General features: G+C 67.5%; 27 protein-coding genes. 9 read left to right on the plus strand and 18 right to left on the minus strand.

Going from position 1 to position 25,873, the window contains the following annotated elements; all coding sequences use genetic code 11:
• Positions 1–39: 39 nt before the first annotated feature.
• Positions 40–1,077 (minus strand): rod shape-determining protein, encoded by a 1,038-nt coding sequence (locus tag H7F16_RS16075; RefSeq protein ID WP_185798653.1) that lies wholly within the window; start codon positions 1,075–1,077, stop codon positions 40–42.
• A 339-nt stretch (positions 1,078–1,416) separates the two neighbouring features.
• Here H7F16_RS16075 and H7F16_RS16080 point away from each other — a divergent pair, with 339 nt between their 5' ends.
• A complete protein-coding gene (locus H7F16_RS16080) occupies positions 1,417–2,160 on the plus strand; it encodes a PGN_0703 family putative restriction endonuclease (RefSeq protein ID WP_185798654.1) in 744 nt (247 codons plus the stop codon).
• A 111-nt stretch (positions 2,161–2,271) separates the two neighbouring features.
• Here H7F16_RS16080 and H7F16_RS16085 read toward each other — a convergent pair whose 3' ends face one another.
• Positions 2,272–3,849: a 2-isopropylmalate synthase gene (locus H7F16_RS16085; protein ID WP_185798655.1), complete on the minus strand. Its 1,578-nt coding sequence runs from the start codon at positions 3,847–3,849 to the stop codon at positions 2,272–2,274.
• Between the two features lie 293 nt (positions 3,850–4,142).
• Between H7F16_RS16085 and H7F16_RS16090 the strand changes: the two genes are divergently transcribed.
• Positions 4,143–4,373 (plus strand): N-(5'-phosphoribosyl)anthranilate isomerase, encoded by a 231-nt coding sequence (locus tag H7F16_RS16090; RefSeq protein ID WP_185798656.1) that lies wholly within the window; start codon positions 4,143–4,145, stop codon positions 4,371–4,373.
• A gap of 68 nt (positions 4,374–4,441) precedes the next feature.
• On the opposite strand, the gene H7F16_RS16095 is transcribed toward H7F16_RS16090, so the two are convergent.
• Together H7F16_RS16095 and nth are read right to left on the minus strand one after the other, a co-directional pair.
• Positions 4,442–5,425 (minus strand): adenosine kinase, encoded by a 984-nt coding sequence (locus tag H7F16_RS16095; RefSeq protein ID WP_185798657.1) that lies wholly within the window; start codon positions 5,423–5,425, stop codon positions 4,442–4,444.
• Entirely contained in the window at positions 5,412–6,065 is a 654-nt protein-coding gene (nth, locus tag H7F16_RS16100; RefSeq protein WP_185798658.1) for an endonuclease III, read from the minus strand. Before nth ends, H7F16_RS16095 begins: the two co-directional genes overlap by 14 nt.
• Before the next feature lie 129 nt (positions 6,066–6,194).
• Here nth and H7F16_RS16105 point away from each other — a divergent pair, with 129 nt between their 5' ends.
• The 3 genes from H7F16_RS16105 to H7F16_RS16115 all read left to right on the plus strand — a co-directional run bounded on the left by H7F16_RS16105 (position 6,195) and on the right by H7F16_RS16115 (position 8,697).
• On the plus strand, positions 6,195–7,031 hold the full coding sequence (locus H7F16_RS16105; RefSeq protein ID WP_185798659.1) for a methylated-DNA--[protein]-cysteine S-methyltransferase: 837 nt from the start codon (positions 6,195–6,197) through the stop codon (positions 7,029–7,031).
• Between the two features lie 114 nt (positions 7,032–7,145).
• Positions 7,146–7,814, plus strand: coding sequence for a YiaD family glycine zipper/OmpA-like lipoprotein (locus H7F16_RS16110; RefSeq protein ID WP_185798660.1), 669 nt, complete (start codon positions 7,146–7,148; stop codon positions 7,812–7,814).
• A 115-nt stretch (positions 7,815–7,929) separates the two neighbouring features.
• Entirely contained in the window at positions 7,930–8,697 is a 768-nt protein-coding gene (locus H7F16_RS16115) for an FCD domain-containing protein (RefSeq protein WP_185798661.1), read from the plus strand.
• Here H7F16_RS16115 and plsY read toward each other — a convergent pair.
• From plsY to H7F16_RS16140, 5 genes are read right to left on the minus strand one after another with little or no spacing between them, the layout of a single operon-like run.
• On the minus strand, positions 8,694–9,305 hold the full coding sequence (gene plsY, locus H7F16_RS16120) for a glycerol-3-phosphate 1-O-acyltransferase PlsY (protein ID WP_185798662.1): 612 nt from the start codon (positions 9,303–9,305) through the stop codon (positions 8,694–8,696). The genes H7F16_RS16115 and plsY overlap by 4 nt on opposite strands.
• Positions 9,306–9,308: 3 nt before the next feature.
• On the minus strand, positions 9,309–10,580 hold the full coding sequence (gene pyrC, locus H7F16_RS16125) for a dihydroorotase (RefSeq protein ID WP_185798663.1): 1,272 nt from the start codon (positions 10,578–10,580) through the stop codon (positions 9,309–9,311).
• Positions 10,577–11,020 (minus strand): hypothetical protein, encoded by a 444-nt coding sequence (locus H7F16_RS16130; RefSeq protein WP_185798664.1) that lies wholly within the window; start codon positions 11,018–11,020, stop codon positions 10,577–10,579. The genes pyrC and H7F16_RS16130 overlap by 4 nt, the downstream gene beginning before the upstream one ends.
• Positions 11,017–11,547 carry a hypothetical protein gene (locus H7F16_RS16135; RefSeq protein WP_185798665.1) on the minus strand — a complete coding sequence of 177 codons (531 nt, stop codon included), beginning with the start codon at positions 11,545–11,547 and terminating at the stop codon, positions 11,017–11,019. Before H7F16_RS16135 ends, H7F16_RS16130 begins: the two co-directional genes overlap by 4 nt.
• Positions 11,544–12,506, minus strand: coding sequence for an aspartate carbamoyltransferase catalytic subunit (locus H7F16_RS16140; protein ID WP_185798666.1), 963 nt, complete (start codon positions 12,504–12,506; stop codon positions 11,544–11,546). Before H7F16_RS16140 ends, H7F16_RS16135 begins: the two co-directional genes overlap by 4 nt.
• 200 nt (positions 12,507–12,706) lie before the next feature.
• On the opposite strand from H7F16_RS16140, the gene H7F16_RS16145 reads away from it, so the two are divergent.
• The 3 genes from H7F16_RS16145 to moaB are packed head-to-tail and all read left to right on the plus strand — an operon-like array spanning position 12,707 to position 14,718.
• The gene (locus tag H7F16_RS16145) at positions 12,707–13,546 is read left to right on the plus strand and encodes a uracil-DNA glycosylase (protein ID WP_185798667.1); all 840 of its coding nucleotides are present in this window, start codon (positions 12,707–12,709) and stop codon (positions 13,544–13,546) included.
• Positions 13,547–13,551: 5 nt separating this feature from the next.
• Positions 13,552–14,172 (plus strand): LysE family transporter, encoded by a 621-nt coding sequence (locus H7F16_RS16150; protein WP_185798914.1) that lies wholly within the window; start codon positions 13,552–13,554, stop codon positions 14,170–14,172.
• 3 nt (positions 14,173–14,175) lie between these two features.
• Entirely contained in the window at positions 14,176–14,718 is a 543-nt protein-coding gene (gene moaB, locus H7F16_RS16155) for a molybdenum cofactor biosynthesis protein B (RefSeq protein ID WP_185798668.1), read from the plus strand.
• A gap of 186 nt (positions 14,719–14,904) precedes the next feature.
• Here the strand turns inward: moaB and H7F16_RS16160 are convergent, their stop codons facing one another.
• Positions 14,905–15,735 (minus strand): protein-disulfide reductase DsbD domain-containing protein, encoded by an 831-nt coding sequence (locus H7F16_RS16160; protein ID WP_241741487.1) that lies wholly within the window; start codon positions 15,733–15,735, stop codon positions 14,905–14,907.
• 140 nt (positions 15,736–15,875) lie between these two features.
• On the opposite strand from H7F16_RS16160, the gene H7F16_RS16165 reads away from it, so the two are divergent.
• A complete protein-coding gene (locus H7F16_RS16165) occupies positions 15,876–16,442 on the plus strand; it encodes a YqgE/AlgH family protein (protein WP_185798669.1) in 567 nt (188 codons plus the stop codon).
• A 124-nt stretch (positions 16,443–16,566) separates the two neighbouring features.
• Here H7F16_RS16165 and H7F16_RS16170 read toward each other — a convergent pair whose 3' ends face one another.
• The 8 genes from H7F16_RS16170 to H7F16_RS16205 all read right to left on the minus strand — a co-directional run bounded on the left by H7F16_RS16170 (position 16,567) and on the right by H7F16_RS16205 (position 25,799).
• Positions 16,567–18,900 (minus strand): aldehyde dehydrogenase family protein, encoded by a 2,334-nt coding sequence (locus tag H7F16_RS16170; RefSeq protein ID WP_185798670.1) that lies wholly within the window; start codon positions 18,898–18,900, stop codon positions 16,567–16,569.
• 4 nt (positions 18,901–18,904) lie between these two features.
• On the minus strand, positions 18,905–19,891 hold the full coding sequence (gene deoC, locus H7F16_RS16175) for a deoxyribose-phosphate aldolase (protein WP_185798671.1): 987 nt from the start codon (positions 19,889–19,891) through the stop codon (positions 18,905–18,907).
• Positions 19,892–19,986: 95 nt separating this feature from the next.
• On the minus strand, positions 19,987–20,361 hold the full coding sequence (locus H7F16_RS16180; RefSeq protein ID WP_185798672.1) for a cation:proton antiporter: 375 nt from the start codon (positions 20,359–20,361) through the stop codon (positions 19,987–19,989).
• The gene (locus H7F16_RS16185; RefSeq protein ID WP_185798916.1) at positions 20,358–20,627 is read right to left on the minus strand and encodes a K+/H+ antiporter subunit F; all 270 of its coding nucleotides are present in this window, start codon (positions 20,625–20,627) and stop codon (positions 20,358–20,360) included. Before H7F16_RS16185 ends, H7F16_RS16180 begins: the two co-directional genes overlap by 4 nt.
• Before the next feature lie 11 nt (positions 20,628–20,638).
• Positions 20,639–21,130 (minus strand): Na+/H+ antiporter subunit E, encoded by a 492-nt coding sequence (locus tag H7F16_RS16190; protein WP_185798673.1) that lies wholly within the window; start codon positions 21,128–21,130, stop codon positions 20,639–20,641.
• Positions 21,127–22,605 carry a monovalent cation/H+ antiporter subunit D gene (locus H7F16_RS16195; RefSeq protein WP_185798674.1) on the minus strand — a complete coding sequence of 493 codons (1,479 nt, stop codon included), beginning with the start codon at positions 22,603–22,605 and terminating at the stop codon, positions 21,127–21,129. Before H7F16_RS16195 ends, H7F16_RS16190 begins: the two co-directional genes overlap by 4 nt.
• Positions 22,602–22,964 carry a Na+/H+ antiporter subunit C gene (locus H7F16_RS16200; RefSeq protein WP_185798675.1) on the minus strand — a complete coding sequence of 121 codons (363 nt, stop codon included), beginning with the start codon at positions 22,962–22,964 and terminating at the stop codon, positions 22,602–22,604. Before H7F16_RS16200 ends, H7F16_RS16195 begins: the two co-directional genes overlap by 4 nt.
• Positions 22,965–25,799: a monovalent cation/H+ antiporter subunit A gene (locus tag H7F16_RS16205; protein WP_185798676.1), complete on the minus strand. Its 2,835-nt coding sequence runs from the start codon at positions 25,797–25,799 to the stop codon at positions 22,965–22,967.
• Positions 25,800–25,873 lie beyond the last annotated feature (74 nt).

Genomic DNA, 25,873 nt, shown 5'->3' on the forward strand with positions numbered 1-25,873 from the left:
CTCTGTCGTCCGATGCCGGGCCCCGTTCAGGGACGGATGTTAGCTGTCGTAGTCGATGACGTGACGGAGTTGCTTTTCATATTCAAGCGCCTTGCCGGTGCCGAGGGCCACGCAGTTGAGCGATTCATTCGCCACGCTGATGGAAAGCCCCGTCTGTTCGCGCAGCGCAAGGTCGAGGTCGCCCAGAAGCGCGCCGCCGCCCGTGAGCATCACGCCACGGTCGACGATATCGGCCGCCAGATCGGGCGGGGTGGCTTCGAGCGCCTGCATCACCGCGTCGCAAATCTGCTGGACGGGTTCGGCAAGGGCCTCGGCCACCTGGGCCTGGTTGATCTCGGTTTCCTTGGGCACGCCGTTGAGAAGGTCGCGGCCGCGGATCGTCATGCTGGCGCCGCGCCCGTCGTCGGGCATGCGCGCCGTGCCGATGGAGGTCTTGATGCGTTCGGCGGTGGATTCACCGATCAGCAGGTTCTGGTGGCGGCGCAGGTAGGAAATGATCGCCTCGTCCATGCGGTCGCCGCCGACGCGGACCGAGCGGGCATAGACGATGTCGCCCAAGGACAGGACCGCGACTTCGGTGGTGCCGCCGCCGATGTCGACGACCATGTTGCCCGTGGGGTCGGTGATGGGCATGCCCGCACCGATGGCCGCGGCGATGGGTTCGGCGATGAGGCCCGCGCGGCGGGCGCCTGCCGAAAGCACCGACTGGCGGATCGCCCGCTTTTCAACCGGCGTCGCGCCATGCGGCACGCAGACGATGATCTTCGGTTTGGAAAAGGTCGTGCGCTTGTGGACCTTGCGGATGAAATGCTTGATCATCTCTTCGGCGCTGTCGAAATCGGCGATCACGCCGTCACGCATGGGGCGGATCGCCTCGATCGTGCCGGGGGTGCGGCCAAGCATCAGCTTGGCATCCTCGCCGACGGCGAGCACCTGCTTCTTGCCGTCCTTGACGTGATAGGCCACCACCGAGGGTTCGTTCAGCACGATCCCCTTGCCCCGGATGTAAACCAGCGTATTTGCCGTGCCGAGGTCGATTGCCATATCCGACGAGAAGAGGCTCGAGAGTATAGACATACGGGGTGTGTCCCTGTTTCACGCATAAGATGTGTGCCTGCGACTCGGACGGGTCCAAGGCGGGTCAGTCCATATAAAGAGACCTGCGCGAATGCGAAAGCCCCGCGCCAAGCGGCCCGCGCAATTCCCCGTGACAGCCTTGGGTTGTGCATTATCCTGCAATTCCGGCCCGAATGCGGGGTCAATTTCCGGCAGGTTTTCCATTTTCAAACCTTTGGTCGGGAAAGCGTGCCGGGCGGGGGGCGCTGTCGGCGTGAAAGGGGGGCGGGATCGGCCCTTTCCCCCGCGCGGGAAGGGTCGTATTGGGGGCGATGCTTCCGTGGCCCAAAGGGGTGTGCCTTGCCCGAGTTCCTGCCCGACGTGCCTGCCGACGCCGTGATTGCCGCCCTGATGCGGGGGGCGGGGAACGAGATCGCGTCCGGCAAGTTCGACAGCCCCGAGTCTTCGGCGGCGCTGGCGGCCAATGCCTTTGGCCGGTTTCTTGAGCGGCCCGGCTTGCTGCCGCCCTTGCCCGGCGTGCCGATGGGACGGCCCGAACAGGTCGAGATCGAGGCCGAGATGCGCTTTCCCTGGAAGGGGGGGCGGCACCCGTGGCTCGATGCGGCGGTGACCACGGCGACCTCGTTGGTGGGGATCGAGGCCAAGCGATACGAGCCGTTCCGCCCCGCCAAGGCCACGGTGTTTTCCGAAGCCTATGACAGCCGCGACTGGGGCGAGGGCATGGCGCGCTATGACGCGTTGCGCGGGGCGCTTGCGTCGGGGGCGCTGCGGTTCCGGCATCTGGATGCGGTGCAGCTGGTCAAACACGCCTACGGGCTGCGCAATCAGGCGCAAAAGCGCGGGCGCGGGGCGGTCCTGGTGTATCTGCATGCGGCGCCCGTGGCATGGGCGAACGGCAAGCCGGTCGATCCGGCGGCGATCGGGGCGCATCGGGCCGAGGTGGCGGATTTCGCGGCGCGGGTGAAGGGGGCGGATGTGGTCTTTGCCCCGCTGCGCTGGGCCGATCTGCTGGCGCAATGGGCGGGCGTGCCCGCGCTGGCCCCGCATGCGGCGGCGCTGGCTGTGCGGTTCGGCCCGCTTTAGCCGCGCCCTGTTTTGGGCCGCGCCCCGCTTTGGCCGCATCCCGCTTGCGCCGCAAATGACAAAGGGGCGGCCTGAGCCACCCCTTTGCCGTCGTTGCGGACTTGCGCGGTCTTAGCCCGCGTCGCGGTAGTTCACGGTTTTCACATCGGCATCGGGCGCGGTTTTCTGCCGCCGCACGATCAGCTTGTTCAGCGCGTTGACGTAGGCTTTCACGCTGGCGACGATGGTGTCGGTATCGGCGCTGGAGCCGTTGACGATGCGGCCCTCTTCCTCGAGCCGCACGCTGACGGTGGCCTGCGCGTCGGTGCCTTCGGTCACGGCGGCGACCTGATAGACCTGAAGCCGCGCCTTGTGCGGGAAGAGCATCTTCACGCAGTTGAAGGCCGCATCGACCGGACCGTCGCCCGTGGCGTCGATGTGATGGTCGACCCCGTCGATGGTCAGGACCATGTCGGCCTCTTGCGGGCCATCGGTGCCGCAGATCACGCGCAGCTTCTTGAGGACCAGCGTGTCGTGGGCGTCCATCGTCGCCTCGTCGGCGACCAGAGCGACCAGATCGTCGTCGTAGACCTCTTTCTTGCGGTCGGCCAAGGCCTTGAAGCGCACGAACACGTCGTTGAGCTGGTTGTCGGCCAGATCGTAGCCCAGTTCCTTGAGCTTCGAGCGCAGGGCGGCGCGGCCGGAATGCTTGCCCATCGCGATGTTCTTCTGCGTCAGGCCGATGTCTTCGGGGCGCATGATCTCGAAGGTCTCGACGTTTTTCAGCACGCCATCCTGGTGGATGCCGGATTCGTGCAGGAAGGCGTTCTTGCCGACGATGGCCTTGTTGAACTGCACGGGGAAGCCGGACACCGACGCCACGCGGCGCGACAGGTTCATGATCTTGGTCGTGTCGATGCCGGTGCGATAGGGCAGGATGTCGTTGCGCACCCGCAGGGCCATGACCACCTCTTCCAGCGCGGTGTTGCCGGCGCGTTCGCCCAAGCCGTTGATGGTGCATTCGATCTGGCGCGCCCCGCCCTCGACCGCGGCCAAGGCATTGGCGGTCGCCATGCCGAGGTCGTTATGGCAATGGGTGGCGAAGATGATCGTATCGGCCCCCGGCACGCGTTCGAGCAGCATGCGGATGATCTTGGCGCTTTCCATCGGGTAGGTGTAGCCGACGGTATCGGGGATGTTGATCGTGGTGGCCCCCGCCTTGATGGCGATTTCGACGACGCGGCAGAGGTAGTCGTCTTCGGTCCGCGTGGCGTCCATCGGCGACCATTGCACGTTGTCGCAGAGGTTGCGGGCGTGGGTCACGGTGTCGTGGATGCGCTGGGCCATTTCGTCCATCGTCAGGTTCGGAATGGCGCGGTGCAGCGGCGAGGTGCCGATGAAGGTGTGGATGCGCGGCGAGCGGGCGTGCTTCACCGCCTCCCAGCAGCGGTCGATATCCTTGTAATTGGCGCGGGCGAGGCCGCAGATGGTCGAGTTCTTCGCGCGCTTGGCGATTTCGGACACGGCGGCGAAGTCGCCTTCGGAGGCAATGGGGAAACCGGCTTCGATGATATCGACGCCCATTTCGTCGAGCAGGCCCGCGATTTCGAGCTTTTCCTCGTGCGTCATGGTTGCGCCGGGCGATTGTTCGCCATCGCGCAGGGTGGTGTCGAAAATCAGAACGCGGGGTTGCGAGGTCTTGTCGGTCATGGGATCGGTCCTTTGAATTCTTTTGGCTGTCTTGTCCTTCGGGCGCTTGTCACCTCCGAGCGGTCGCGCCCAAGGGCACGCTCAGAGGCGGCTAAGAAGGAGAAGAAGCGCAGGGCGGGGCAGGGCGCCAGAGGCGCGGCCCCCCCGGTCGCGGCCGAGTGATGCGATATGCAGATCCCGTGTCATGGCGGCGACGATTACCCAAGCGTTGCGCCAAGGCAAGATGGAAAACGCACGCGCGTTGCGCCATGTGGCTTAACCGCCCGTTAACCGTTCGGCCGCAGGATGGCCGCATGCGCGACCTGCCCCTCCCAGTCACCCCAGACCGCTGGATCGTCCAGATCTTCAGCGCCAAATCCGTGGCCGAGGGCGGGATCGTCCGCCGCAAGGTCAGGGATGTGGAGCGCCTTATCGGCCGTCGCCGCTTTCTTTACGAAGCGGAACGCCGGGGCTTCCACGTCGCGGAAAACGCAGGCCAGTTCGTGATCTTCTGCAACCAAGAACCGGTGCGCCTGTTGGTCTGACCGCTGCGCAGGGCAAATTCCTTTGAAGGAATTTGCAAAAGTCTTGGAAGACTTTTGCTTTCCCCCCGTCAGACCAGCCCTTCCTTGCGGAACAGCGCCTTGAGGTCGGTTTCGGGCCGCGCGCCGAAATGGCTGATGACTTCGGCGGCCGCCACGCAGCCCATGCGGCCTGCGGTGTGCAGGTCCTGACCCGTGGCGAGGCCGTAGAGGAAGCCTGCGGCGAACTGGTCGCCCGCGCCCGTGGCATCGACCGGCACGACGCGGCGCACCGGAACGGTTGCGGTTTCCTCGCCACGGACAAGGATCACCTCGTCGCCCGAGCGGGTGCAGACGACCATGCCGGCATCGCGCGCGGCCTGTTCGAGGGCGGTGGACAGGTCGGTCTGGTAGAGCGACGACCATTCGTGTTCGTTGCCGATCACATAGTCGAGGTCTTTGACGAGGCGGCGGAAATCGTCGCGGTGGCGGTCGACGCAGAAGGGGTCGGACAGCGCGATGCCCGCCTTGCCGCCCGCCTGACGGCAAAGCTTCGCGGCGCGTTCGAAGGCCTGTTTGCCCTTGGGCTTGTCGTAGAGATAGCCTTCGAGAAAGAGCAGTGCCGCATCGCCCGCCACGGTGTCGGCCACATCTTCGGGGCCGAGTTCCGAGGAGATGCCGAGGTAGGTGTTCATCGACCGCTCGCCGTCGGGCGAGACGAAGATCATCGAACGCGAGGTGGGCAGCTCTCCGCCCGGGACGGGGGCGTTGGGAAAATCGGTGCCGCCATCGGCCAGCGTCTTGGCGTAGAAGCGGCCCAAGGCATCGTCATGCACGCGCCCGATGAAGGCGGTGCGCAGGCCGAGGTTGCCCAGACCCGCGATGGTGTTCGCCACCGATCCGCCGGGTGCCTGCACACGGTCTTTCATCGCGGCGTAAAGCACCTCGCCCCGCTCGCGCTCGACCAGTTGCATGATGCCTTTCTCGATCCCCATCATCTCGATGAAGTTGTCGTCGGCTTGGGTGAAGACGTCCACGATGGCATTTCCGATGCCGATCACGTCATATTTCTTCATCGGTCTTTTCCTCATACAGACACAGGTCGCGGATCGGGCAGATGCCGCATTTGGGTTTGCGCGCGACGCAGATGTAGCGCCCGTGCAGGATCAGCCAGTGATGCGCGTGCAACTGGAATTCGGCGGGGACATTGTCCTCGATGGCGCGTTCGACGGCGGTTTCGTCCTTGCCCGGAGCAAGCCCCGTGCGGTTGCCGACGCGGAAGATATGGGTATCGACCGCCTGCGCGGGCTGGCGGAACCACATGTTCAGCACGACATTGGCGGTCTTGCGCCCGACGCCGGGCAGCGATTGCAGTGCGGCGCGGCTTGAGGGGACGCAAGAGCCGTAGTCGTCGACAAGGATGCGCGACAGCTTGATGACGTTCTTGGCCTTGTTGCGGAACAGGCCGATGGTCTTGATGTGGTCGGTCAGCCCCTCTTCGCCGAGGGCGAGCATCTTTTCGGGGGTGTCGGCGATCTGGAACAGCGGTCCGGTGGCGCGGTTCACGCCCGCGTCGGTCGCCTGTGCGGAAAGCGCCACGGCGACGAGCAGGGTAAAGGCGTTGGTGTGGTGCAATTCGCCCTTGGGTTCCGGCTCGATGGCCTGAAACCGCGTGAAGGCGTCCTTCATTTCGGCATATGTCAACTGTCGCACCATGCAACGGGGCTTATGCGAGAGCCGCCGGTCGGGCAAGTCTTTGCCGGAGGCGGGACCGGAGGAAGGCGCAGAAATCGGGTCGCGTGGCGGCGGTGCAATGGCCTATGGTCAGCCCCGAGGAGAGCCGCCATGACCGACCAGAGCCCGAGCTACCATTATTCCGTCATTGCCCGCGCGCTGCGCGAGATCGACGCGGGCGGCCCTGCGCTGACGCTTGACGATCTGGCCGCGCGGACGGGGCTGAGCACGGCGCATTTCCAGCGGGTGTTCACCCAATGGGTCGGCGTGTCGCCCAAGCGCTACCAGCAGTATCTGACGCTGGACCATGCCCGCCGGCTGCTGGCCGAGCGGTTCACGGTGCTGGAAACCTCGCTTGCCACGGGGCTGTCGGGGGGCGGGCGGCTGCACGACCTGTTCCTGCGCTGGGAGGCGATGAGTCCGGGGGATTACGCCAAGGGGGGTGCGGGGCTGGTGATCCGCTGGGGGTGGTTCGACACGCCGTTCGGGCGCACCATCGTCATGGGCACCGAGCGGGGCATCTGCGGGATGGGCTTTGCCGCCGAGATGGGCGAGGCCGAGGCCTTCGAGGATTTGCGCCGACGCTGGCCCTTTGCGGATTATGCCGAGGATGCCGCCCTGCTGGCGCCCTGGGTCGCGGCGGCTTTCGGGGCCAGCGGCGGGGAGGTGCCGGTGTTCCTGATCGGGGCGCCCTTCCAGATCAAGGTCTGGGAAGCCTTGCTGCATGTGCCGACCGGCCATGTGACGAGCTATTCGCAGCTTGCCGGAGCCGTGGGCCACCCCAAGGCGGTGCGCGCGGTGGGAACGGCGGTCGGGCGGAACCCGATTTCCTTTCTGATCCCCTGTCACCGTGCCTTGCGCAAATCGGGAGAGCTGGGGGGCTATCACTGGGGCCTGCCGGTCAAGCGCGCCATTCTGGCATGGGAGGCCGCCCGCACCGGAATGTGATGGGCGGAAAGCCGCCAAAAGGCGGGCGGGCCTATCTGCCCGCGCCGGTGACTGGTATACCCTTGCCCGCAAGCCCGATGTTGCGGGCCAGAAAAACAAGACGAGGCCATTCCCATGAGCATGAAGATTTCCCTTTCCCTTTCGGCTGTTGCCCTTTTGGGCCTGACCGCCTGCACCGATCCGAACTACGGGCCGCAATCGGCGGGGTCGGTCGCGACCAATCCGAACGCCAACCGCAATGCGGGCGCCGTGATCGGCGGTTTGCTGGGGGCCGCTGCGGGGGCCAATGCCGACAACGACTCGTTCGCCAAGGCCATTGTCGGCGGTGCCATCGGTGCTGCGGTGGGCGGGGCCATCGGCAACAGCCTTGACCAGCAGGCTGCCGAGCTGCGCGGCATCAACGGCGCGTTCAACGTGACCAACATGGGCGACTATCTGGTCGTGAACATGCCGCAGGACGTGCTGTTCGCGGTCGACAGCGCCACGCTGCGGCCCGACCTGACGCGGGACATCAAGTCGATCGCGGGCAATTTGCAGCGCTATCCGAACAGCCAGATCCAGATCGTCGGCCATACCGACAACACCGGATCGGCAGCCTACAACCAGGACCTGTCGCAGCGCCGCGCGGTTTCGGTGGCGCAGGTGCTGCGCGAAAGCGGCGTGCCGAATGCGCGGATCACCGCGTTCGGGCGTGGCGAGGACCAGCCGATCGCCTCGAACCTGACCGAGCAGGGGCGCGCGCAGAACCGCCGCGTGGAAATCATCATCCGCCCCTACAAGTAAGGCGGCATAGCCCCCCTATCTTTCGGTGAAAGGCCGGGCCGCAGGGTCCGGCCTTTCCTTTTTGCGGCGTTTTGGTCATAGTTTCAGACCAGATCGCGCAGATCGCGGGGGGTCCATGCCGTTCCAGAAAGTGCAGACGGAAAAGCTGTCGCAAAGCGTGGTGCGCCAGATCGAGCTTTTGATCCTGCGCGGAATCCTGCGTCCGGGAGAGCGGTTGCCTTCGGAGCGGGAACTGGCGGAGCGGATGGAGGTGTCGCGCCCCTCGCTGCGCGAGGCGGTGGCGGATCTGTCCGAGCGGGGCCTGCTGGTGGCGCGGCCCAATGCGGGGATCTATGTGGCCGAGGTGCTGGGATCGGCCTTTGCGCCGGCGCTGGTGGACCTGTTCGCGCGGCATGACGAGGCGGTGTTCGACTATCTTGCCTTTCGCCGCGACATGGAGGGGCTGGCCGCCGAGCGGGCGGCGCGGCTGGCGTCGGACACGGATCTTGCGGTGGTGGATGCGGTCTTTCGCAAGATGGAAGTCGCGCATGGCAAGCGCGACCCTTCGGACGAGGCGGGGCTGGATGCCGAGTTCCACATGGCGATCATCGAGGCCAGCCATAATGTGGTGATGCTGCATATGATGCGGTCGATGTTCGACCTGCTGCGGCAGGGGGTGTTCTACAACCGCCAGATGCTGTTTCGGGCCCGCACCACGCGCGATGTGCTGCTGGACCAGCACCGTGCCATCAACGCGGCCTTGCAGGCGCGCGATCCGGCGGCGGCGCGGGCGGCGGTCGAGGCGCATCTGGGGTTTGTCGCAGAGGCCCTGGGCGACCAGTTGAAGGCCGACCGCTTCGAGGCCATCGCCCGCCAGCGGCTGGAGCATGAAAAGGGCCGCTAGCCCTTTTTCGCGCCGATCTTCGGTTCGGTTCCGTCCTTGAGCCGGCGGATGTTTGCGGCGTGGCGGAGCCAGACGAGTGCCGCAAGCAGCGTGGCGAGCAGGACCATATCGCCCTGTTCGAACAGGATCAGCCAGACCGGGGCAAGGGCGGTGGCGATGAGCGCCGAGAGCGAGGAGATGCGCGACAGCAGCGCCGTGGCCAGCCATGTCGCGCAGACCGCCAGCCCTGCGGGCCATGCCAGTGCCAGAGCCGTGCCGATGAAGGTGGCGACGCCCTTGCCGCCCTTGAAGCCGAGCCAGACCGGAAAGAGGTGGCCGAGGAACGAGAAGAGTGCTGCGAGTTGCGCCGCGTCGGGGCCTACGAGGCTGCGCGCGACAAGCACGGCGATGCCGCCCTTGCCCGCGTCGAGCAGCAGGGTCGCAAGGGCGGCGGGCTTGTTGCCGGTGCGCAGCACGTTGGTCGCGCCGATGTTGCCCGAGCCGATGCTGCGCAGATCGCCCAATCCGAAGGCGCGGGTGATGACCAGACCGAAGGGGATGGAGCCCAGCAGATAGGCGAAGGCCACGGTCAGAAGCAGGGCAAGGGGAGGGCTGGTGAAATCGGGCATGGCTTACGCTTTGAACACCTGCGTCCCGGCGACGAAGGTCGCGAGGACCTTACCCTCCATCCGCTGGCCGTCAAAGGGCGTGTTCTTCGATTTGGAGCGCAGGGTGAAGCGGTCCATGACGAAGGGGGCGTGGGGGTCGAAAAGCACCAGATCGGCGGGCGCGCCGGGTTCCATGCGGCCCTGCGGCAGGCCGAGGCGGCGCGCGGGGTTCAGCGACAGGGCGCGGAACAGCGCGGGCAGGTCGATGTGGCCCGCGTGGAACAGGCGCATGGCGGCGGGAAGCAGGGTTTCGAGGGCGACGGCCCCTGCGGCGGCTTCCTCGAAGGGGAGGCGCTTTGACTCTTCGTCGGCCGGCGTGTGCATGGAGCTGATCGTGTCGATCAGGCCGGTGGCGACGGCTTCGACCATTGCCAGACGGTCCTCCTCGGACCGCAGGGGCGGGGTGAACTTGAAGAAGGTGCGGTAGTCGCCCACGTCGATCTCGTTCAGCGTCAGGTGGTGGATCGAGGTTCCGGCGGTCACGTCCAGCCCTGCGGCCTTGGCGCGTTGCAGTGCGGGAAGGCTGCGGGCCGTGGTGATCTGGTCGGCGTGGTAGCGCGCGCCGGTCATTTCCACCAGCGCGAGGTCGCGGTCGAGCCCCATGCGTTCGGCGATGGGCGAGACGGCGGGCAGGCCGCGCAGCGAGGCGAATTTGCCCGAGGTGGTGGCGGCCCCCTTCGACAGGCCCGGTTCCTGCGGGTGGCCGATCACCAAGGCGCCGAGGCTGCGGGCATAGGTCAGCGCCCGCGACAGCGCCTTGGTATCGGTCGTCACCGCGAAAGCATCGGTAAAGGCCACGGCGCCCGCATCGAGCAGGAAGCCGATTTCGGTCATCTCGCGCCCCTCGCGGCCCTTGGTCAGGGCGGCCATGTGGCGGATGCGGACGGGCGAGGCCTCGGCCGCGCGGCGGGTGACGAATTCCAGCGTTTCGGGCGTGTCGATGGCGGGGGTGGTGTCGGGACGGGCGACGATGGTGGTGACCCCGCCCGCAGCGGCGGCGAGGCCTGCGGAACGGAAGGATTCCTTGTGGCGTTCGCCCGGTTCGCCGACCTTGACGCCGATGTCGACCATGCCGGGGGCGAGGTAATGGCCGCCGCAGTCGATTTCGGTGGCCCCTTTGGGTTTGGGGCCGTCGATCGCCGCGATCAGCCCCTTGGCAAGGGTGACCGATCCGGTCGAGACGGTGCCCGCTTCGGGGTTGACGATCTGCGCGTTTACAAGGTGAAGCGTGGTCATGCGCGTCTGCCCGTTCCCAATGCTGCGATAACGGCGGGGGCGTTACCGATGTATTTCATGAGGTGTTTGTCGCCCTGACGGGTGACGAGCTGCACGTCACCCAGAAAGGGGCGTGCGGCGACGATGTCCTCGCGGGCGATGTCGCGCAATCCGGGGCCGAGCAGGCGGCGGTCGGTCAGGCGCCAGCGCTGGCCGAGGGCTTCCGAGCGCAGGTAGGCGGCGCGCAGGCCGATGGCCAGTGCGGCGGCAACGGGGCCGACCCAAGGATGCGGATTGCCCAAGACCACAAGCACGAGACCCGCCGCGATGCCGCCGAGCAGGGCAAGGATGCCGTGGCCGCGCCAATAGGCGGCGGGGTCGGGGCGGAATTCGGCCAGCAGAACCTCGCCCGCCGCGAGGGGTGTTTCGCCGCCGAGAATGCTGTCGGGCGCGATCTTCATGACGCCATCCAGATGAAAACGGCGGTGAAGATGAAGAGGAACACCAGCACGGCCATCGCGATCCGGCCCGACATGGCGGCATCGGACACGGGCTTGCCGCGCGGGCCTTCCAGCACGCCCTTGGCCGAGGCGGTTGCGGGCATGGGCAGGATGGGGCCTGTGGCGGGTTCGGTATAGTGGCCGATGAAGCGCAGGGGCGCTTGCGGGGAAAGATGCGTGCCGCCCGTGCCGAGTGCGGCGCGGAACACCATGAGAAGCCGCCCCTTGAGACTGTCGAGCAGGACGGCATCGGGGGCGACGGTGGCGTCGTCCATGCCGTTCGCCTCGGTCAGATAGGTCGCAAGGCCGATGAGCCGGATGGTGTCGGTGTCGATCACCTCGACCTGCGCGGGGTCGAGTTCGGCCGCGCCGAGGGCCGCGGCGAGGCCGGTTTCAAGAAAGGCGTCCACCTGTTCGTCGGGCAGGTCGATGGCGAAAAGCCAGATCGCCCGGTCCTGTGTCAGGGGGATGCGCAGGGGGTCGGTCATGGCATCACGGCCGCGAGGGCGCGGCCCCGTTCCGCGCGGAGGTTGCGGGCCAGCAGGTCCATGCAGGCCATGCGGACGGCGACGCCCATTTCGACCTGTTCCTGAATGACGGAGCGGTTGATGTCGTCGGCCAATTCCCCGTCGATCTCGACCCCGCGGTTCATCGGGCCGGGGTGCATGACGATGGCATCGGGCTTGGCGAAGGCGAGTTTCTCGGCGTCGAGCCCGTAGCGGTGGTAATATTCGCGCTCGGACGGGATGAAGCCGCCGTCCATGCGTTCCTTTTGCAGGCGGAGCATCATGACGACATCGGCGCCTTCGAGACCCTTTTTCATGTCGCCGTAAAGCTCGCAGCCGAAGTCTTGCACCCCGGCGGGCATGAGGGTGGGAGGCGCGATCAGGCGGATGCGGTTTTCCATCTTGCCGAGCAGGATCAGGTTCGACCGCGCCACGCGGCTGTGGGCGATGTCGCCGCAGATGGCGACGGTGAGGCGCTGGATGCGCCCTTTGGCGCGGCGGATGGTGAGCGCGTCGAGCAGCGCCTGCGTCGGGTGTTCGTGCCGCCCGTCGCCCGCGTTCAGGACGGCGCAGTTGACCTTGCTTGCCAGCAGGTTCACCGCGCCCGAGGCGCCGTGGCGCACGACCAGAAGGTCGGGGTGCATGGCGTTCAGCGTCATGGCGGTGTCGATGAGGGTTTCGCCCTTCTTCACCGAGGACGAGGCCACGGACATGTTCATCACATCCGCGCCGAGGCGTTTTCCCGCAAGCTCGAAACTGGCCTGCGTGCGGGTGGAGTTTTCGAAGAACATGTTGATCTGCGTCATCCCCGACAGCACGTCGGAGGATTTCACCGTGCGGCGGTTCAGGTCGACGTAGCGGTCGGCGAGGTCGAGGATGGTGGTGATTTCAAGCGGGGAAAGCTGTTCGATGCCGAGGAGGTGACGGGCGCGGAAGGTCATGGTCTGTCCTCATCTGGCGCGGGCTGGCGGGCCGCTTCCTGCGGCTTATAGGTAGGCTGCGGCGATGCGACAAGCGGGCTTTGCCGGGGCATTTGCGCGGCACCCCGATTTTTCTGCGAAAAATCCCGCCGGTCCTGCGCCCGTGGCGCGGCTGAAATGGCGGGTTGTGGCGCGGTGGGGGCGGGCCTACCTTTGCCGGCATGGGAATCGAGGGCGACATCGCGGCAGAGGTCTGGGAAGGGCCGGAAAGCTGGCATGCGGCGCTGGCGGCGCTGGCGTGGCAGGCCGATCTGGGCGTGACCGAGGTGATCGGGGACAGGCCGGTCAATGCCTATGTGCTTCCCGACAAGACCAAGGCCGCTGCCGCCACGGCGCCGGTGGCGCGGGCCGAGGTGATGCCGGTCATTTCGGCCGAGGCGCGGGCGGCGGCCGAGGCGGGGCAGGCGGTCGCGGCGGCCAAGGCTGCGGCGGCGGCGGCCGGCACGGTCGCGGAGCTGCGGGCGGCGCTGGAACAGTTTGAACATTGCGAGTTGAAGAAGGGGGCGCGGTCGCTTGTCTTTGCGGACGGGTTCCCCTCGGCGCGGGTGCTGGTGCTGGGCGAGGCGCCGGGGCGCGAGGAGGACATCGTGGGCAAGCCCTTTGTCGGGCCGGCGGGGGTGCTGCTGGACCGGATGTTCGCGGCCATCGGGCTGGCGCGGGACGCGGGCGAGCGGGCTTCGGGGCTGTATGTCACAAGCGTCCTGCCGTGGCGGCCGCCCGCGCAACGCGAGCCGACGCCCGACGAGATTGCCATGCTGCGCCCCTTTGTCGAGCGGCATATCGCGCTGGTCGATCCCGATGTGATCGTGGCGATGGGCAATGCGCCCTGCGCCATGCTGCTGGGGGCCAAGGGCGTGCTGCGGCTGCGCGGCCACTGGGCCGAGGCTTTGGGCAAGCCGGTGAGGCCGATGGTCTCGCCCGCGCAGGTGCTGCGCAACCCGTCGGCCAAGCGTGACGCCTGGGCCGACCTGCTGGCGATCAGGGCGCGGCTGGGGGGATGAGCTGGATCGTCGAGCCTTCGGTTCTGGCGGCATTCGCCGTGGCGGGGTTGGCGCTGAACCTGACGCCGGGGGCGGATATGATGTTCACGCTGGCGCAGGGGCTGCGGTCGGGGCGCAGGGCGGCGATGGCGGCCAATGCCGGGATCGCGCTGGGCGGGCTGGTCCAGACGCTGGTTGCGGGGCTGGGTCTGGGGGCGCTGGTGGCGGCGCATCCCTTGGCCTTCGATCTGATCCGCTGGGCGGGGGTGGCCTATCTGCTGGTGCTGGCGGTGCAGGCGCTGCGGGCGGGCCCGCTGCGGGCGGGGGCTGTGGCGGAACGGTCGGCGGCGCGGGTGTTCGGGCAGGCGATGATGGTGAATTTGCTGAACCCCAAGGTCATCCTGTTCATCCTTGCGCTGCTGCCGCAGTTCATCGACCCCGCGCGGCCGGTGCTGGCGCAGTTCATGGTGCTGGGGCTGGTCTTTGCGACCGGCGGCTTCGTGGTGAACGGGCTGGTCGGGCTGTTTGCGGGCAGCATCGGGCAGAGGCTGGCGCAATCGGCGGCGCTGTCGCGCTGGTTGGGGCGGGCGAGTGCAGCGATCTTTGCGGGACTCGCGCTGAGGCTTGCGCTTGTGCAACGGGGGTAGGGGATGAGCCGGATCGACGAAAGCCGCGAGTTCATCGCGATGCGGATCGCGGTGCTGACGGTGAGCGACACGCGGAGCGCGGCCGACGACCGGTCGGGCGACACTTTGGTCGAGCGGTTGCAGGGCGCCGGGCACCAGCTTGCGGCGCGGGGGATCGTGCGGGACGACCGCGCGGCGATTGCGGCGCAGTTGCGGGCGTGGATTGCCGATCCGGCGGTCGATGTGATCCTGACCACGGGCGGCACGGGCCTGACGGGGCGCGATGTGACGGTCGAGGCGCATCGGGATGTCTACGAGAAGGAGATCGAGGCCTTCGGGACGGTGTTCACCATCGTGTCGATGCAGAAGATCGGCACCAGCGCGGTGCAGTCGCGGGCCTGTGGCGGGGTGGCGGGGGGAACCTATCTGTTCGCCTTGCCGGGGTCGCCCGGGGCCTGCCGCGATGCCTGGGACGAGATTTTGCTCTGGCAGTTCGACTATCGCCACCGGCCCTGCAATTTCGTGGAAATCCTGCCGAGGCTGGAAGAGCATCGCCGCCGCAAGTGACGGGGACAGGGGACGGCGCTGGGTGACGGCGCTAGGTGGCGGGGCGGCGATTTTTCTGCGAAAAATCGGTGCGTCGCGGATGTTGCGGAGGGGTGCGCTGGCGGTCGGGGAGCAGGCGGGCGGTGCGCGGGCAGTCTGGGCGCGGGCCGTCGGGCGGTCGGGTGATTTTTCGCAGAAAAATCGTGGTCAGGGCGCGGGGCAGCCGTTGATTTCCACGGCGCTGTTTTCCGCGATGACCGTGACGGTGACGCCCGAGCGGTCGAGCGCGAAGGGGGCGCCGTCGGGCGGGACCATTTCGGAGACGGCCGTCAACTCGGCCCCGTTGCGCGATGCGCTGGCCTGCGAGACCCAGACGCCGCGGGTTGCCGTTTCGAACACCACGGTTTCGGTCGGCCCGAGGGCCGCAAGGCCCATGCGCGCGGTGATGCGCAGCCCGTCCGAGATGGGGTCGAGGCTGCAACCGATGCCCGTAAGCCCCGCCGCGCTGGCCGGGGTGGGCATGTCTGCCAGTGCCTGCGAGATGGCGGATTGCTTGCTGCCCGCGCCCTGCAATTCGGCGTCGAAGCTGAGGGCCGCGGGAAGGCAGATGTCCTTGCAGACGCCCAGATCGACGCTGACGCGCAGGGCGACGGGTTTTGCGGGATCTTTGGCCGTGACCTCGAAGGGCAGGACCACGCCGTCATGATAGCCGATGGTCTGCATGCCGTTCAGGTCGAAAACCACAGGGCGGGGCCAGTGGATTTCGACCGATTGCAGGTTGGTCGAGCCGGAAAAGTCGAAGCTGGGGGGTATTCCCGCCTCGCCGGGGGCGCGCCAATAGGTTTTCCAGCCGGGGGCGAGGACCAGTTCGAAGGCGGCCATGCGGGTGCCGGATGCGGTTTGCCAGCCCGGCAGCAGCCGGGCCGCGAGGACATCGTCCTGCGTCAGCGCATGGGCGGGCGGCGCGAGCAGCGCAAGGCAGGCGGCAAGGCAGGTGGCGGGTATCTGGCGCAAGGTCATGGCTGGGAAAAAGGTCATGGCAGGGAAATTAGGCGATGGGCGGAAAATGGGAAATCACTTTGACGAGACGCCGCGCGGGATGGAAACGGGGTTGAGGCTTTGCGGTCGCAGCCCCACATTGGGCGGGCAAGCGGGGACGGGCAAGCGGGAGAGTCGCGATGGACGAGGTCACCGATCTGGACGGCAAGCTGCTGATCGCGATGCCCGGCATGGGCGATCCGCGTTTCGAGCGCGCCGTGATCCTGCTGTGCGCCCATTCGGCCGAGGGTGCGATGGGCCTGATCGTGAACAAGCCCAGCCCCGAGCTGAGTTTCGCGGGCCTGCTGGAGCAACTGTCCATTCCGCGCGCGCCAGCGGGGCGCGATATCCGGGTGCATTTCGGTGGCCCTGTCGAGCGGGGGCGGGGTTTCGTGCTGCATTCGGCCGATTACGCGGGTGGGCCTGCGACGATGCGGATCGATGCGCGCTACGGGATGACGGCGACCTTGGACATTCTGGAGGCGCTGGCGCAGGGCGCGGGTCCGGCGCAGGCGCTGCTGGCGCTGGGCTATGCCGGATGGGGGCCGGGGCAGCTTGAAGCCGAAATCCGTGCCAATGGCTGGCTGGTCGGCGATGCGCCGGGAGAGCTGGTATTCTCGGGCGATGATGCGGGAAAATGGGCGGGGGCTTTGAAGGGCCTCGGGGTCGATCCGCTGACGCTTTCGGCGGCTGCCGGACGGGCGTGAGGCGCGGGGGGGCGTGAGGCGCGGGGGGCGTGAGGCGAAAAGGGGGGGGGCCTGTGCGGCCCCCCTGCCATGCGGCGGGCCGCATGGCACCCCCCGCAGGATATTTGCACGAGTATGAAAGCCGCTATTCGCCGTAGGGGACCCAGATGGTCTTTACCTCGGTTGCCTGTGCGAGGGCGCTGCGGGGGGCAAGGGGGAAGGCGGTCGCCTTGCCGTGATTGACCCATGTGCGTTTGAGGTTGGTGGCGCTTTCCTCTTCGACCAGTTTCGAGACGGGGGACGAGGAGAAGGACCAGAGCGCGTCGATGTCCATGTGGCCCGCCAGCGGTTTGGCGAGTTCGGCGTGGCTGCCCGTGACGATGTTCACCACCCCCGCCGGAACGTCGGAGGTTTCGAGCACCTGGTAAAAATCGGTCGCGGCAAGCGGGAAAGGGTCGGAGGGGACGAGGACGCAGGTGTTTCCCATCGCGATGGCGGGGGCCATGAGCGAGACGAGGCCGAGCAGCGGCGCGTCATCGGGGCAGAGCGCCGCGATCACGCCGCAGGGTTCGTGCATCGCCAGCGCCACGCCGCGGATCGGGACGGATTTGGCGGCGCCGTCGTATTTGTCGGCCCATGCGGCATAGGTGAAGAGCGTGTCGATGCTTTGCGCCACCTCGGCCTCGCCTGAGGAGCGTCCGGTCAGGTCGCGCAGGCGGCGGGCAAATTCCTCGGCGCGGGCCGAAAGGTTTTCGGCCATGTAATACAGGATTTGCGCGCGGGCGTGGGCGGTCGTTTTCGCCCAGCCTTTGGCGGCATGGGCGGCTTCGACCGCGTTCCTGATGTCCTTGCGGTTGCCGAGGCCCGCATGGCCCAGAAGCCTGCCCTTGGGCGACCAGACGGGGCGGGAATAGCCGCCGTCGGGGCGGGCCTGTTTGCCGCCGATGAACAGTTTCGCCGTGCGGTCGAGTGCCGGGGCTTCGGGGGTGGCCGGTTCGGGGAAGGGTGCTGCGGGTTTCAGCGGTTTGCCGCTGGCGCGCGGTTTGAGATAGGCCATCAGCCCCTCCCACCCGCCTTCGCGGCCGAAGCCGGATTCGCGCAGCCCGCCGAAGCCTGCGGCGGCGTCGAAGAGGTTGGTGGCATTGACCCAGACCACGCCCGCCTTGAGCTTGGGCGCGATGTCGAGGGCGAGGTTGACGTTTTCGGTCCAGACCGTTGCCGCCAGCCCGTAGCGGGTGTTGTTGGCAAGCTCGACCGCTTCGGCGGGGGTGCGGAAGGTCATGGAGACGAGGACGGGGCCGAAGATCTCTTCCTGCATCAGGCGCGAGGCCGAGGAGAGGCCGGTGATGAGCGTCGGCGGGTAGAAGCAGCCCTGCGCCGGAAGGGGGGTGTCGGCGCGGTAGATTTCGCCTTCGGAGGCGTCGACCATGCCGGTGATGGTGGCAAGCTGGATCGGGTCGACCACGGCGCCCACGTCGATGCACTTGTCGAGCGGGTCGCCGATGCGCAGCCCGTCCATGCGGCGCTTCAGCTTTTCATGGAAACGGGGGGCGATGCCTTCCTGCACGAGAAGGCGGGAACCGGCGCAGCAGACCTGTCCCTGATTGAACCAGATGGCGTCGACCAGCCCTTCGATCGCGCTGTCGATATCGGCGTCGTCAAAGACGATGTAGGGGGATTTGCCCCCCAGTTCGAGGGTCAGCGCCTTGCCCGTGCCGGCGGTGGCGCGGCGGATCGCCTTGCCGACCGAGGTCGAGCCGGTGAAGGCGATCTTGTCGACGGGGGCTGCGACGAGGGCGGCGCCCGTGTCGCCATCGCCCGTGACGATGTTCAGCACGCCTTTGGGCAGACCCGCCTCGCGGCTGATCTCGGCAAAGAGGAGGGCGGTGAGGGGGGTGTATTCGGCGGGTTTGAGGACGATGGTATTGCCCGCGGCAAGGGCGGGGGCGACCTTCCATGCCAGCATGAGGAGCGGGAAGTTCCACGGGATCACCGCCCCCACGACGCCGAGCGGCGCGTGGTCGGGCAGTTCGGCGGGGGCAAGCTGGGCAAGCCCTGCGTGATAGTAGAAATGGCGGGACACGAGCGGCAGGTCGATGTCGCGGCTTTCGCGGATCGGCTTGCCGTTGTCCATCGTTTCCAGCACGGCCAGAAGGCGGGCGTGCTTCTGGGTCAGGCGGGCGAGGGCGTAGAGGTATTTGGCGCGCTGGTGGCCCGAGAGGGCGGCCCATTTCGGCTGGGCGCGGCGCGCGGCGGCGACGGCGGTTGCCACATCGGCCGCGGTGCCCTGGGTCACGGTGGCGAGCGTTTCGCCCGTGGCGGGGTTCCGCGTGGCGAAGCCCGCTGCGGGTTTGGTGAACTGGCCGTCGATGAAATGGCCGAAGGCAGCGGCGTGGCGGGCGAGCCAGTCCTTGGCCTCGGCGTTGGATTCGGGGGCGGGGCCGTAGCTCATGGCGTCGAAGATTTCCTTGATCGTCATGGTCTTAACCCATCGCGTGGCGGTTGGCGGCGGAATAGTGGCCGGTCAGGTGGTGTTCGAGCTGGCGTTCGATATCGCCCAAGAGGGACGACGCGCCGAAGCGGAAGAGGTCGGGTTGCAGCCACGGGTGGCCGAGTTCGTCCTTCATCAGCGCGAGGTAGAGGAGCGCGTCCTTGGCCTTGGCGATCCCGCCGGCCGGTTTGTAGCCGACCTTGATGCCGGTGCGGTCCTGATAGTCGCGGATGGCGCGGATCATGGTGAGAGAGACGGGAAGGGTGGCGTTGACCCCCTCTTTCCCCGTGGAGGTCTTGATGAAATCGGCGCCTGCCATCATGCAGACGAGGCTGGCGCGGGCGACGTTGCGCAGCGTGCCGAGTTCGCCCGTGGCGAGGATGGCTTTGACATGGGCCTCGCCGCAGGCGGCGCGCATCTCGCGCATCTCGTCATAGAGGGCTTGCCAGTTTTGCGTCAGCACATGGCGGCGGGAAATGACGATGTCGATTTCGCGCGCGCCCGCCTTCACGCTTTCGCCGATTTCGGCGATGCGGAGGCGGAAGGGCGACAGGCCCGCGGGAAAGCCGGTCGAGACGGCGGCGACGGGGATGCCTGTGCCTTCGAGCGCGCGGACGGCCGTGGCGACCATGTCGTGATAGACGCAGACCGCGCCGACGGTCAGGCCCTGCATGCCGAGTTTTTCCAGCATCCACGGCGCGACGGGCTGGCGGGCCTTGGCGCAGAGGCGCTCGACCCGGCCCCAGGTGTCATCGCCCGAGAGCGTGGTGAGGTCGATCAGGCTTATCGCCTTGAGCAGCCACGCCGCCTGATAGTCCTTTTTCACCGAGCGGCGGCCGCCGAGGCTGGCGGCGCGGCGTTCGATGGCCGAGGTGTTGGCCTGCACCGCCGCGACCCAGTCGAGGTCGAGGTCCATGCCCGGATTGCGGGTATGGGTGATCTGGGGCAGCTGCGATTTGGCGGGGGTGAGTGTGGACACGCTGTCCTCCCTTTGGACGGGGAAAGGATGCAACGCAGGGCAGGGGGTTGCAAGCCCCGTGGCGCGTGGATTTTGACCTGTTGGTCAAATCGGGGTCAGCGGCGGGGCAGGTCGGGTTCGTCGGTGTCGACCGTCGGGTCGAAGGTGGCCCAGGGCCGGTCGGTTCCGCTGGGGGGCGGGGTGTAGGTGCCGCCGAAGAGGTGGAGTTTCGACAGGTAGTTGGCGGAAACCGGGGCGGTGACGAAGATGAAGACCATCACCGCGATTTCCTGCCAGCTGAAGCCCGTGCCGATGGTCAGCCCGTGCAGCATCGAGGCGAGAAGCGCCGCCCCGAGGCCCACGGTCGAGGCCTTGGTCGGGGCGTGCAGGCGTTGCATTCCGTCGCGCAGGCGCAAGAGCCCGTAGCTGCCGATCAGGCCGAAGGTTCCCGCCACGACGAGCAGGGCAGCGAGAAGGAGGTTCAGGATCATTCGATCACGCTTCCCCTGAGCAGGAATTTGCAAAAGGCTATGGTCGAGACGAAGCCCGTCATGGCCAGCAGCATGGCGGCGGGGAAGTTGAGGCCCATCCCGGTCTTGATGCCGTAAAGCACGATCAGGGCGATGGCGTTCACCACCATCGTATCGACGGCAAGCACGCGGTCGGGCAGGGCGGGGCCGATGAGCAGGCGGGCCAGTGTCATCAGGAAGCCCGCGCCGAAGCAGGCGAAGGCAAAGGCGAGCGGGAGCGTCAGGATCAGGGGGCCGGTCATTCGAAGATCCTTTTCAGGCGGGATTCGTAGCGCGACAGGATCTCGTCGCGGATCGCGTCGGGGTCGGGGGCGTGCAGGGAATGGACGAGAAGGACGGTGCCGTCGCCGTTCATGTCGGCGGTGACGGTGCCGGGGGTCATGGTGATCGTGCCGGCCAGAAGCGCGATGGCCTCGGGCGATTTCAGGGTGATGGGGACGGGGATGAAGGCCGAACGGATGCGGTCCCGCGGCATGAACAGCACGATGCGGGCCACCTGTATGTTGGCAAGGATCACATCCCAGACGACGAGCGCGACATAGGCCAGCAGCAGCGGCAGGCTGTTCAGGCGCGGCTGGTGCGGCCAGTAGGCATGCGTCAGGCGCGGAATGGCGGAGCCGAGGATCGCCGCCATGACCAGCGTGCCGACGCCGATGTGGTTGACGAGCAGCACCCATGTCAGGCCCAAGAGAAGCGACAGCACGGGATGGGGGAACAGGCGGCGCATCATATGGCCCCCAGGCGGTTGGCGTCGATATAGGCCTGCGGTGCGCCAAGGTCCTGTGCGGCGCCTTGCAGCCAGAGCGTGGCCGGCCCCGCAAGCACGGTCAGCAGGGCGAGCAGGCCGAGCAGGGTGGCGATGGCGGCGATGGCGGCGGGTTCGGGCGGCTTGGCCGATGCCTCGGCGCCGGTGTTCCAGAACAGGGTAGAGCCGGCACGGGAAAACCCGAGGATCATCAGGAACGAGGTGGTCAGGATCACCGCCCAGAGCCACGGCGCATCGCGCAGGGCGTTCAGGATCAGCAGTTTGCCGATGAAGCCCGAGAGCGGCGGCAGACCCGAAAGCGCGATGGCGCTGGCGAAGAACAGCGCGGCCAGCAGACCGTGACCGGCAAGGCGGGGGCCGGAGGCGATGGCGGGGCTGCGGCGGCTGGCGATCTGGTCGACGATCAGGAACAGCGCCGCCGTGGCGAGGGTCGAGTGGATCAGGTAATAGAGCGCCGCTCCTGTGGCCTGCGGCGTCTGGGCGGCGATGGCCAGAAACAGCGTGCCGATCGAGGCAAGACCCGCAAGGGCGGCAAGGCGCGGCAGGCTGCGCGCGCCAAGCGTGCCGATGGCCCCCGCGACCAGCGTCAGCGCGGCTGCGGGCAGCAGCAGGTCGGCCAGCAGCGGGCCGATGGCGGGGGTGCCTTGGGGAAAGATCAGCGTCGTCGTGCGCAGGATGGCATAGGCGCCGACCTTGGTCATGATGGCAAAGAGGGCCGCGACGGGGCCGGGGGCGTTGGCATAGGTGCCGGGAAGCCAGAATTGCAGCGGCACCAGCGCGCCCTTGATGGCGAATACGCCGATCAGCATCACCGCCGTCGCGCGGATGAGGGCGTGGTCTCCGACCGGCAGGGCCGCGACCTTGACCGCAAGATCGGCCATGTTCAGCGTGCCGGTCACGGCATAGAGCGCGCCGAGGGCGAAAAGGAACAGCGTCGAGCCGATCAGGTTGAAGGCGACATACTGGATGCCCGCGCGCAGCCTGTCCCGCCCGCCGCCGTGGACCATGAGGCCGTAGGAGGCGATGAGCAGCACCTCGAAAAAGACGAAGAGGTTGAACAGGTCTGCGGTCAGGAAGGCCCCGTTCAGGCCCATGAGCTGGAAGAGGTAGAGCGCATGGAAATGTTTGCCCCTTGCATCCCAGCCGGTCGCGATGGCGTAGGCCTGCACGACCAGCGCCAGCGTGGCGGTCAGCGCCAGCATCAGGGCCGAGAGGCGGTCGAGCACCAGAACGATGCCGAAGGGGGCGGGCCAGTCGCCAAGCCGGTAAAGCGCGGGGCCTTGGGCCGATTGCGACAAGAGCGCCAGCGACAGGCCGAGCAGGGCAAGGCTTCCGGCAAGGCCGAGGATGCGTTGCAGCGTCAGGTCATGGCGCAGGAACAGCAGCAGCGGGGCCAGCAGGGCGGGCAGGACGACGGGGGCGATGATCCAGTGGGTCATGCGTCGCGGTCCCCCGAAGCGCCTTCCCCCGAGGCGCCGTCGCTGAAATCGGTATGGTCGTCGCCGCCGGTGAACCATGCGCCAAGCGCCATGATGACGATCACGGCGGTCATGCCGAAGGAGATGACGATGGCGGTCAGCACCAGCGCCTGCGGCAGGGGGTCGGTGTAGCCGGATGCGGCCTTGTCGATGATGGGCGGCACCCCTGCGGCGAGGCGGCCGCTGGCGAAGAGGAACAGGTTCACCGCATAGGAGACCAGCGACAGCCCCACGACGAGCGGAAAGGTGCGCTGGCGCAGGATCAGGTAAAGGCCCGTTGCCGTCAGCAGGCCGATGGCGATGGCGACCAGTGCCTCCATCTAGAGCCCCTCGCCCATGTCGAGGTCATAGGGGGTGCGCGCGACGCTTTCGCCCGCGCGGCGGGCAAGGCGGCCGAGCGAGTTCAGCACCAGCATCACCGCGCCGAGCACGGTCAGGAACACGCCGAGGTCGAAGACGGCGGCGGTGGCCCATTCGAACGCGTCCAGCGGCCAGAGGTGGATATAGCCGTAGTTCGAGGTGAGGAAGGGCAGCCCCCAGAGCCACGCCCCCGCCCCTGTCAGCCCCGCGACCAGCACGCCTGCGCCGATGAGGCTGTGGAAGGCGATGCGCTGGCGCGTCTCGGTCCAGCCGAGGCCGGAGGCGAGGTATTGCATCAGATAGGCGATGGCCACGACCAGCCCCGCGACGAAGCCGCCGCCCGGAAGGTTGTGGCCGCGCAGGAAGATGAAAACCGCCACGACAAGGGCGAAGGGCAGCAGGAAGCGGGTGGCCATCACCATCAGAAGCGGGTGGCGGTCGCCCGCGCGAGCGGGGCGCGACGCGCCGAAGGCGGCAAGGCGGCGGCTGGCGGGGCCGGGGGCGAGAAGCGATTCGGTCAGGGCGAAGATGATGAGCGCGGCGATGCCCAGCACGATGATCTCGCCAAAGGTGTCGTAGCCGCGGAAATCGACGATGATGGTGTTGACCGCGTTCGTTCCGCCCGCGCCCGGTTTCGACTGGGCGAGGTGGAAGGCGGAAATCGGGGGGAAGGCGGGGGCGCGGGTCATCAGGGCGTAGGAGAGGGCCGCGATGGCAAGGCCCGCCGCGCCGGACAGGGTGATGTCGCGGATGCGGCGGGGGGTGGTGCTTTCGCGCGGGGTCTCCTTGGGCAGGAAATGCAGGGCGAGGAGCATGAGGATGACGGTCACCACCTCGACCGTGATCTGTGTCAGGGCAAGGTCGGGGGCGGACAGCCATGCAAAGCCGACCGACAGGATCAGGCCGATCACGCCGACCATCAGGAGCGACAGCAGGCGGTTGCGGTGCAGGATGGCGGCCAGCGCGGCGGCGGTGACGAGCAGCAGCCAGCCGATGGCCGGAACGGGGGTGACGGGCAGAAGCGCGCGGCTGCCTGCGGCATGGCTGCCGCCGGCAAAGGCGCAAAGCGCCGCGGCGGTGATCGTGGCGATGGCGATGGCGGTGGCGCGGGTGAACGAGCCGTCGTGCGCGGCATCGTTCAGGCGCGTCGCGCTGCGGGCCAAGCCGTTGATCGCGCTGTCGAAGATGCGCTTTGCATCGGGACGGGGGGCGGCGTTCCACAGGGCGGCGAGGCGCGGGGAGAGGGCGAAGAGGACGGCCCCCCCCGCAAGGGCAGCAAGCGACATGCCGAGGGCTGCGGTCAGTCCGTGCCAATGCGCGATCTTGACCGCGACGACCGTGCCCGTGGTGGCGCTTGCGGCGGCATTCACCAGCCATGCGGCCGAGGTCATGGGCAGAAGGCCGATCAGCACGACCAAGCCCGCGAGAAGGGCGGGTGCCGCCCAGAGGCCGATGCCCGGATCATGCGGTTTTTGCGGAGTTTTTGCGGGATTGCCGAAAAAGCCGTGCAGCAGGAACCGCAGGCTGTAGGCCACCGACCAGAGCGCGCCGAAGGTTGCAAGCGCGGGCAAGAGCCAGGCGGGGCCATAGCCTGCGTGGAGCGTTTCCTCGAGCATCATCTCTTTGGACAGGAAGCCGTTGAGCGGCGGGACGCCCGCCATCGAGAGCGAGGCGATGGCGGCGATGGCGAAGGTCAGCGGCATGGCGCGGCGCAGGCCGCCGAGGCGGGCCAGATCGCGGGTGCCGGTTTCGTGGTCGACGATACCGGCGGTGAGGAAAAGCGCGGCCTTGAAGGTGGCGTGGTTGAGGATGTGGAACATCGCCACCGTGGCGGCGGCGGGTGTGCCGAGGCCCAGTAGCATGGTGATCAGGCCAAGGTGGCTGACGGTCGAGAAGGCCAGCAAAGCCTTCAAATCATTCTGGAAAAAGGCGATTTTCGCCCCGATCAGCATGGTTGCGAGCCCGGTGCCGGTGACGATCCAGAACCATTCGGGGCTGCCCGACAGCACGGGCCAGAGGCGCGCCATGAGGAAGATGCCCGCTTTCACCATCGTGGCCGAGTGCAGATAGGCCGAGACGGGAGTGGGGGCGGCCATCGCGTGGGGCAGCCAGAAATGGAACGGGAACTGGGCCGATTTGGTGAAGGCGCCCAGAAGGATGAGGATCAGCGCGGGAAGGTAGAGCGGCGAGGACTGGATCAGGTCGGCTTTCGTCAGGATCACCGACAGGTCGTAGCTGCCCGCGATCTGGCCGAGGATCAGCATGCCGCCGATCAGCGCGAGGCCGCCGCCGCCGGTCACGGCGAGGGCCATGCGGGCGCCTTGGCGGCCGGCGGGGAGGTGGCTCCAGAAGCCGATGAGCAGGAAGGAGGAAAGCGAGGTCAGTTCCCAGAACACCAGCAAAAGCAGGATGTTATCGGAGAGGACAATGCCCGTCATCGCGCCCTGGAAGAGCAGGAGAAAGGTGTAGAACTGCCCCATCGGATCGGATTTCGCGAGGTAGAAGCGGGCGTAGAGGATGACGAGCATCCCGATCCCGAGGATCAGCCCCGCAAAGAGCAGGCCAAGCCCGTCGAGACGGAAGCCGAGCGTGAGGCCAAGCGCCGGAAGCCATTGCCACGAGGCGAGAACCACCTCGCCCCGCAGGACGGCAGGAGCCTGAAAACACAAGAGGACAAAGCCGAGTGCCGAGACGCAAAAGGCGCTGGCGGCGCTGGCGTTGCGGCCCGCGCGCAGCATCAGGGCGGGCAGGAACGCGCCGAGAAAGGGGAGCGCCGCGATCAGGGCGAGTGTCATACGGTCGCTGTCCCTTGGCTGCGCGGTTCATCTTGGTCGGTGTCGTTATGCCCGATGTGGGGGGCGTGGCAAAG

Source organism: Paragemmobacter straminiformis, assembly GCF_014243445.1.
In the GTDB taxonomy this organism is placed as follows: domain Bacteria; phylum Pseudomonadota; class Alphaproteobacteria; order Rhodobacterales; family Rhodobacteraceae; genus Paragemmobacter; species Paragemmobacter straminiformis.

What these genes read in the sequence shown, in the direction of transcription:
- H7F16_RS16190 (WP_185798673.1), bottom strand. Translation starts at nt 21,130, where the DNA reads ATGATGCGCCGCCTGTTCCCCCATCCCGTGCTGTCGCTTCTCTTGGGC.
- H7F16_RS16115 (WP_185798661.1), top strand. Translation starts at nt 7,930, where the DNA reads ATGCCGTTCCAGAAAGTGCAGACGGAAAAGCTGTCGCAAAGCGTGGTG.
- plsY (WP_185798662.1), bottom strand. Translation starts at nt 9,305, where the DNA reads ATGCCCGATTTCACCAGCCCTCCCCTTGCCCTGCTTCTGACCGTGGCC.
- nth (WP_185798658.1), bottom strand. Translation starts at nt 6,065, where the DNA reads ATGGTGCGACAGTTGACATATGCCGAAATGAAGGACGCCTTCACGCGG.
- H7F16_RS16145 (WP_185798667.1), top strand. Translation starts at nt 12,707, where the DNA reads ATGGGAATCGAGGGCGACATCGCGGCAGAGGTCTGGGAAGGGCCGGAA.
- H7F16_RS16170 (WP_185798670.1), bottom strand. Translation starts at nt 18,900, where the DNA reads ATGACGATCAAGGAAATCTTCGACGCCATGAGCTACGGCCCCGCCCCC.
- pyrC (WP_185798663.1), bottom strand. Translation starts at nt 10,580, where the DNA reads ATGACCACGCTTCACCTTGTAAACGCGCAGATCGTCAACCCCGAAGCG.
- H7F16_RS16205 (WP_185798676.1), bottom strand. Translation starts at nt 25,799, where the DNA reads ATGACACTCGCCCTGATCGCGGCGCTCCCCTTTCTCGGCGCGTTCCTG.
- H7F16_RS16075 (WP_185798653.1), bottom strand. Translation starts at nt 1,077, where the DNA reads ATGTCTATACTCTCGAGCCTCTTCTCGTCGGATATGGCAATCGACCTC.
- H7F16_RS16195 (WP_185798674.1), bottom strand. Translation starts at nt 22,605, where the DNA reads ATGACCCACTGGATCATCGCCCCCGTCGTCCTGCCCGCCCTGCTGGCC.
- H7F16_RS16105 (WP_185798659.1), top strand. Translation starts at nt 6,195, where the DNA reads ATGACCGACCAGAGCCCGAGCTACCATTATTCCGTCATTGCCCGCGCG.
- H7F16_RS16165 (WP_185798669.1), top strand. Translation starts at nt 15,876, where the DNA reads ATGGACGAGGTCACCGATCTGGACGGCAAGCTGCTGATCGCGATGCCC.
- H7F16_RS16200 (WP_185798675.1), bottom strand. Translation starts at nt 22,964, where the DNA reads ATGGAGGCACTGGTCGCCATCGCCATCGGCCTGCTGACGGCAACGGGC.
- H7F16_RS16180 (WP_185798672.1), bottom strand. Translation starts at nt 20,361, where the DNA reads ATGATCCTGAACCTCCTTCTCGCTGCCCTGCTCGTCGTGGCGGGAACC.
- H7F16_RS16090 (WP_185798656.1), top strand. Translation starts at nt 4,143, where the DNA reads ATGCGCGACCTGCCCCTCCCAGTCACCCCAGACCGCTGGATCGTCCAG.
- H7F16_RS16135 (WP_185798665.1), bottom strand. Translation starts at nt 11,547, where the DNA reads ATGACCGACCCCCTGCGCATCCCCCTGACACAGGACCGGGCGATCTGG.
- H7F16_RS16130 (WP_185798664.1), bottom strand. Translation starts at nt 11,020, where the DNA reads ATGAAGATCGCGCCCGACAGCATTCTCGGCGGCGAAACACCCCTCGCG.
- H7F16_RS16140 (WP_185798666.1), bottom strand. Translation starts at nt 12,506, where the DNA reads ATGACCTTCCGCGCCCGTCACCTCCTCGGCATCGAACAGCTTTCCCCG.
- H7F16_RS16110 (WP_185798660.1), top strand. Translation starts at nt 7,146, where the DNA reads ATGAGCATGAAGATTTCCCTTTCCCTTTCGGCTGTTGCCCTTTTGGGC.
- H7F16_RS16085 (WP_185798655.1), bottom strand. Translation starts at nt 3,849, where the DNA reads ATGACCGACAAGACCTCGCAACCCCGCGTTCTGATTTTCGACACCACC.
- H7F16_RS16160 (WP_241741487.1), bottom strand. Translation starts at nt 15,735, where the DNA reads ATGACCTTTTTCCCAGCCATGACCTTGCGCCAGATACCCGCCACCTGC.
- moaB (WP_185798668.1), top strand. Translation starts at nt 14,176, where the DNA reads ATGAGCCGGATCGACGAAAGCCGCGAGTTCATCGCGATGCGGATCGCG.
- H7F16_RS16095 (WP_185798657.1), bottom strand. Translation starts at nt 5,425, where the DNA reads ATGAAGAAATATGACGTGATCGGCATCGGAAATGCCATCGTGGACGTC.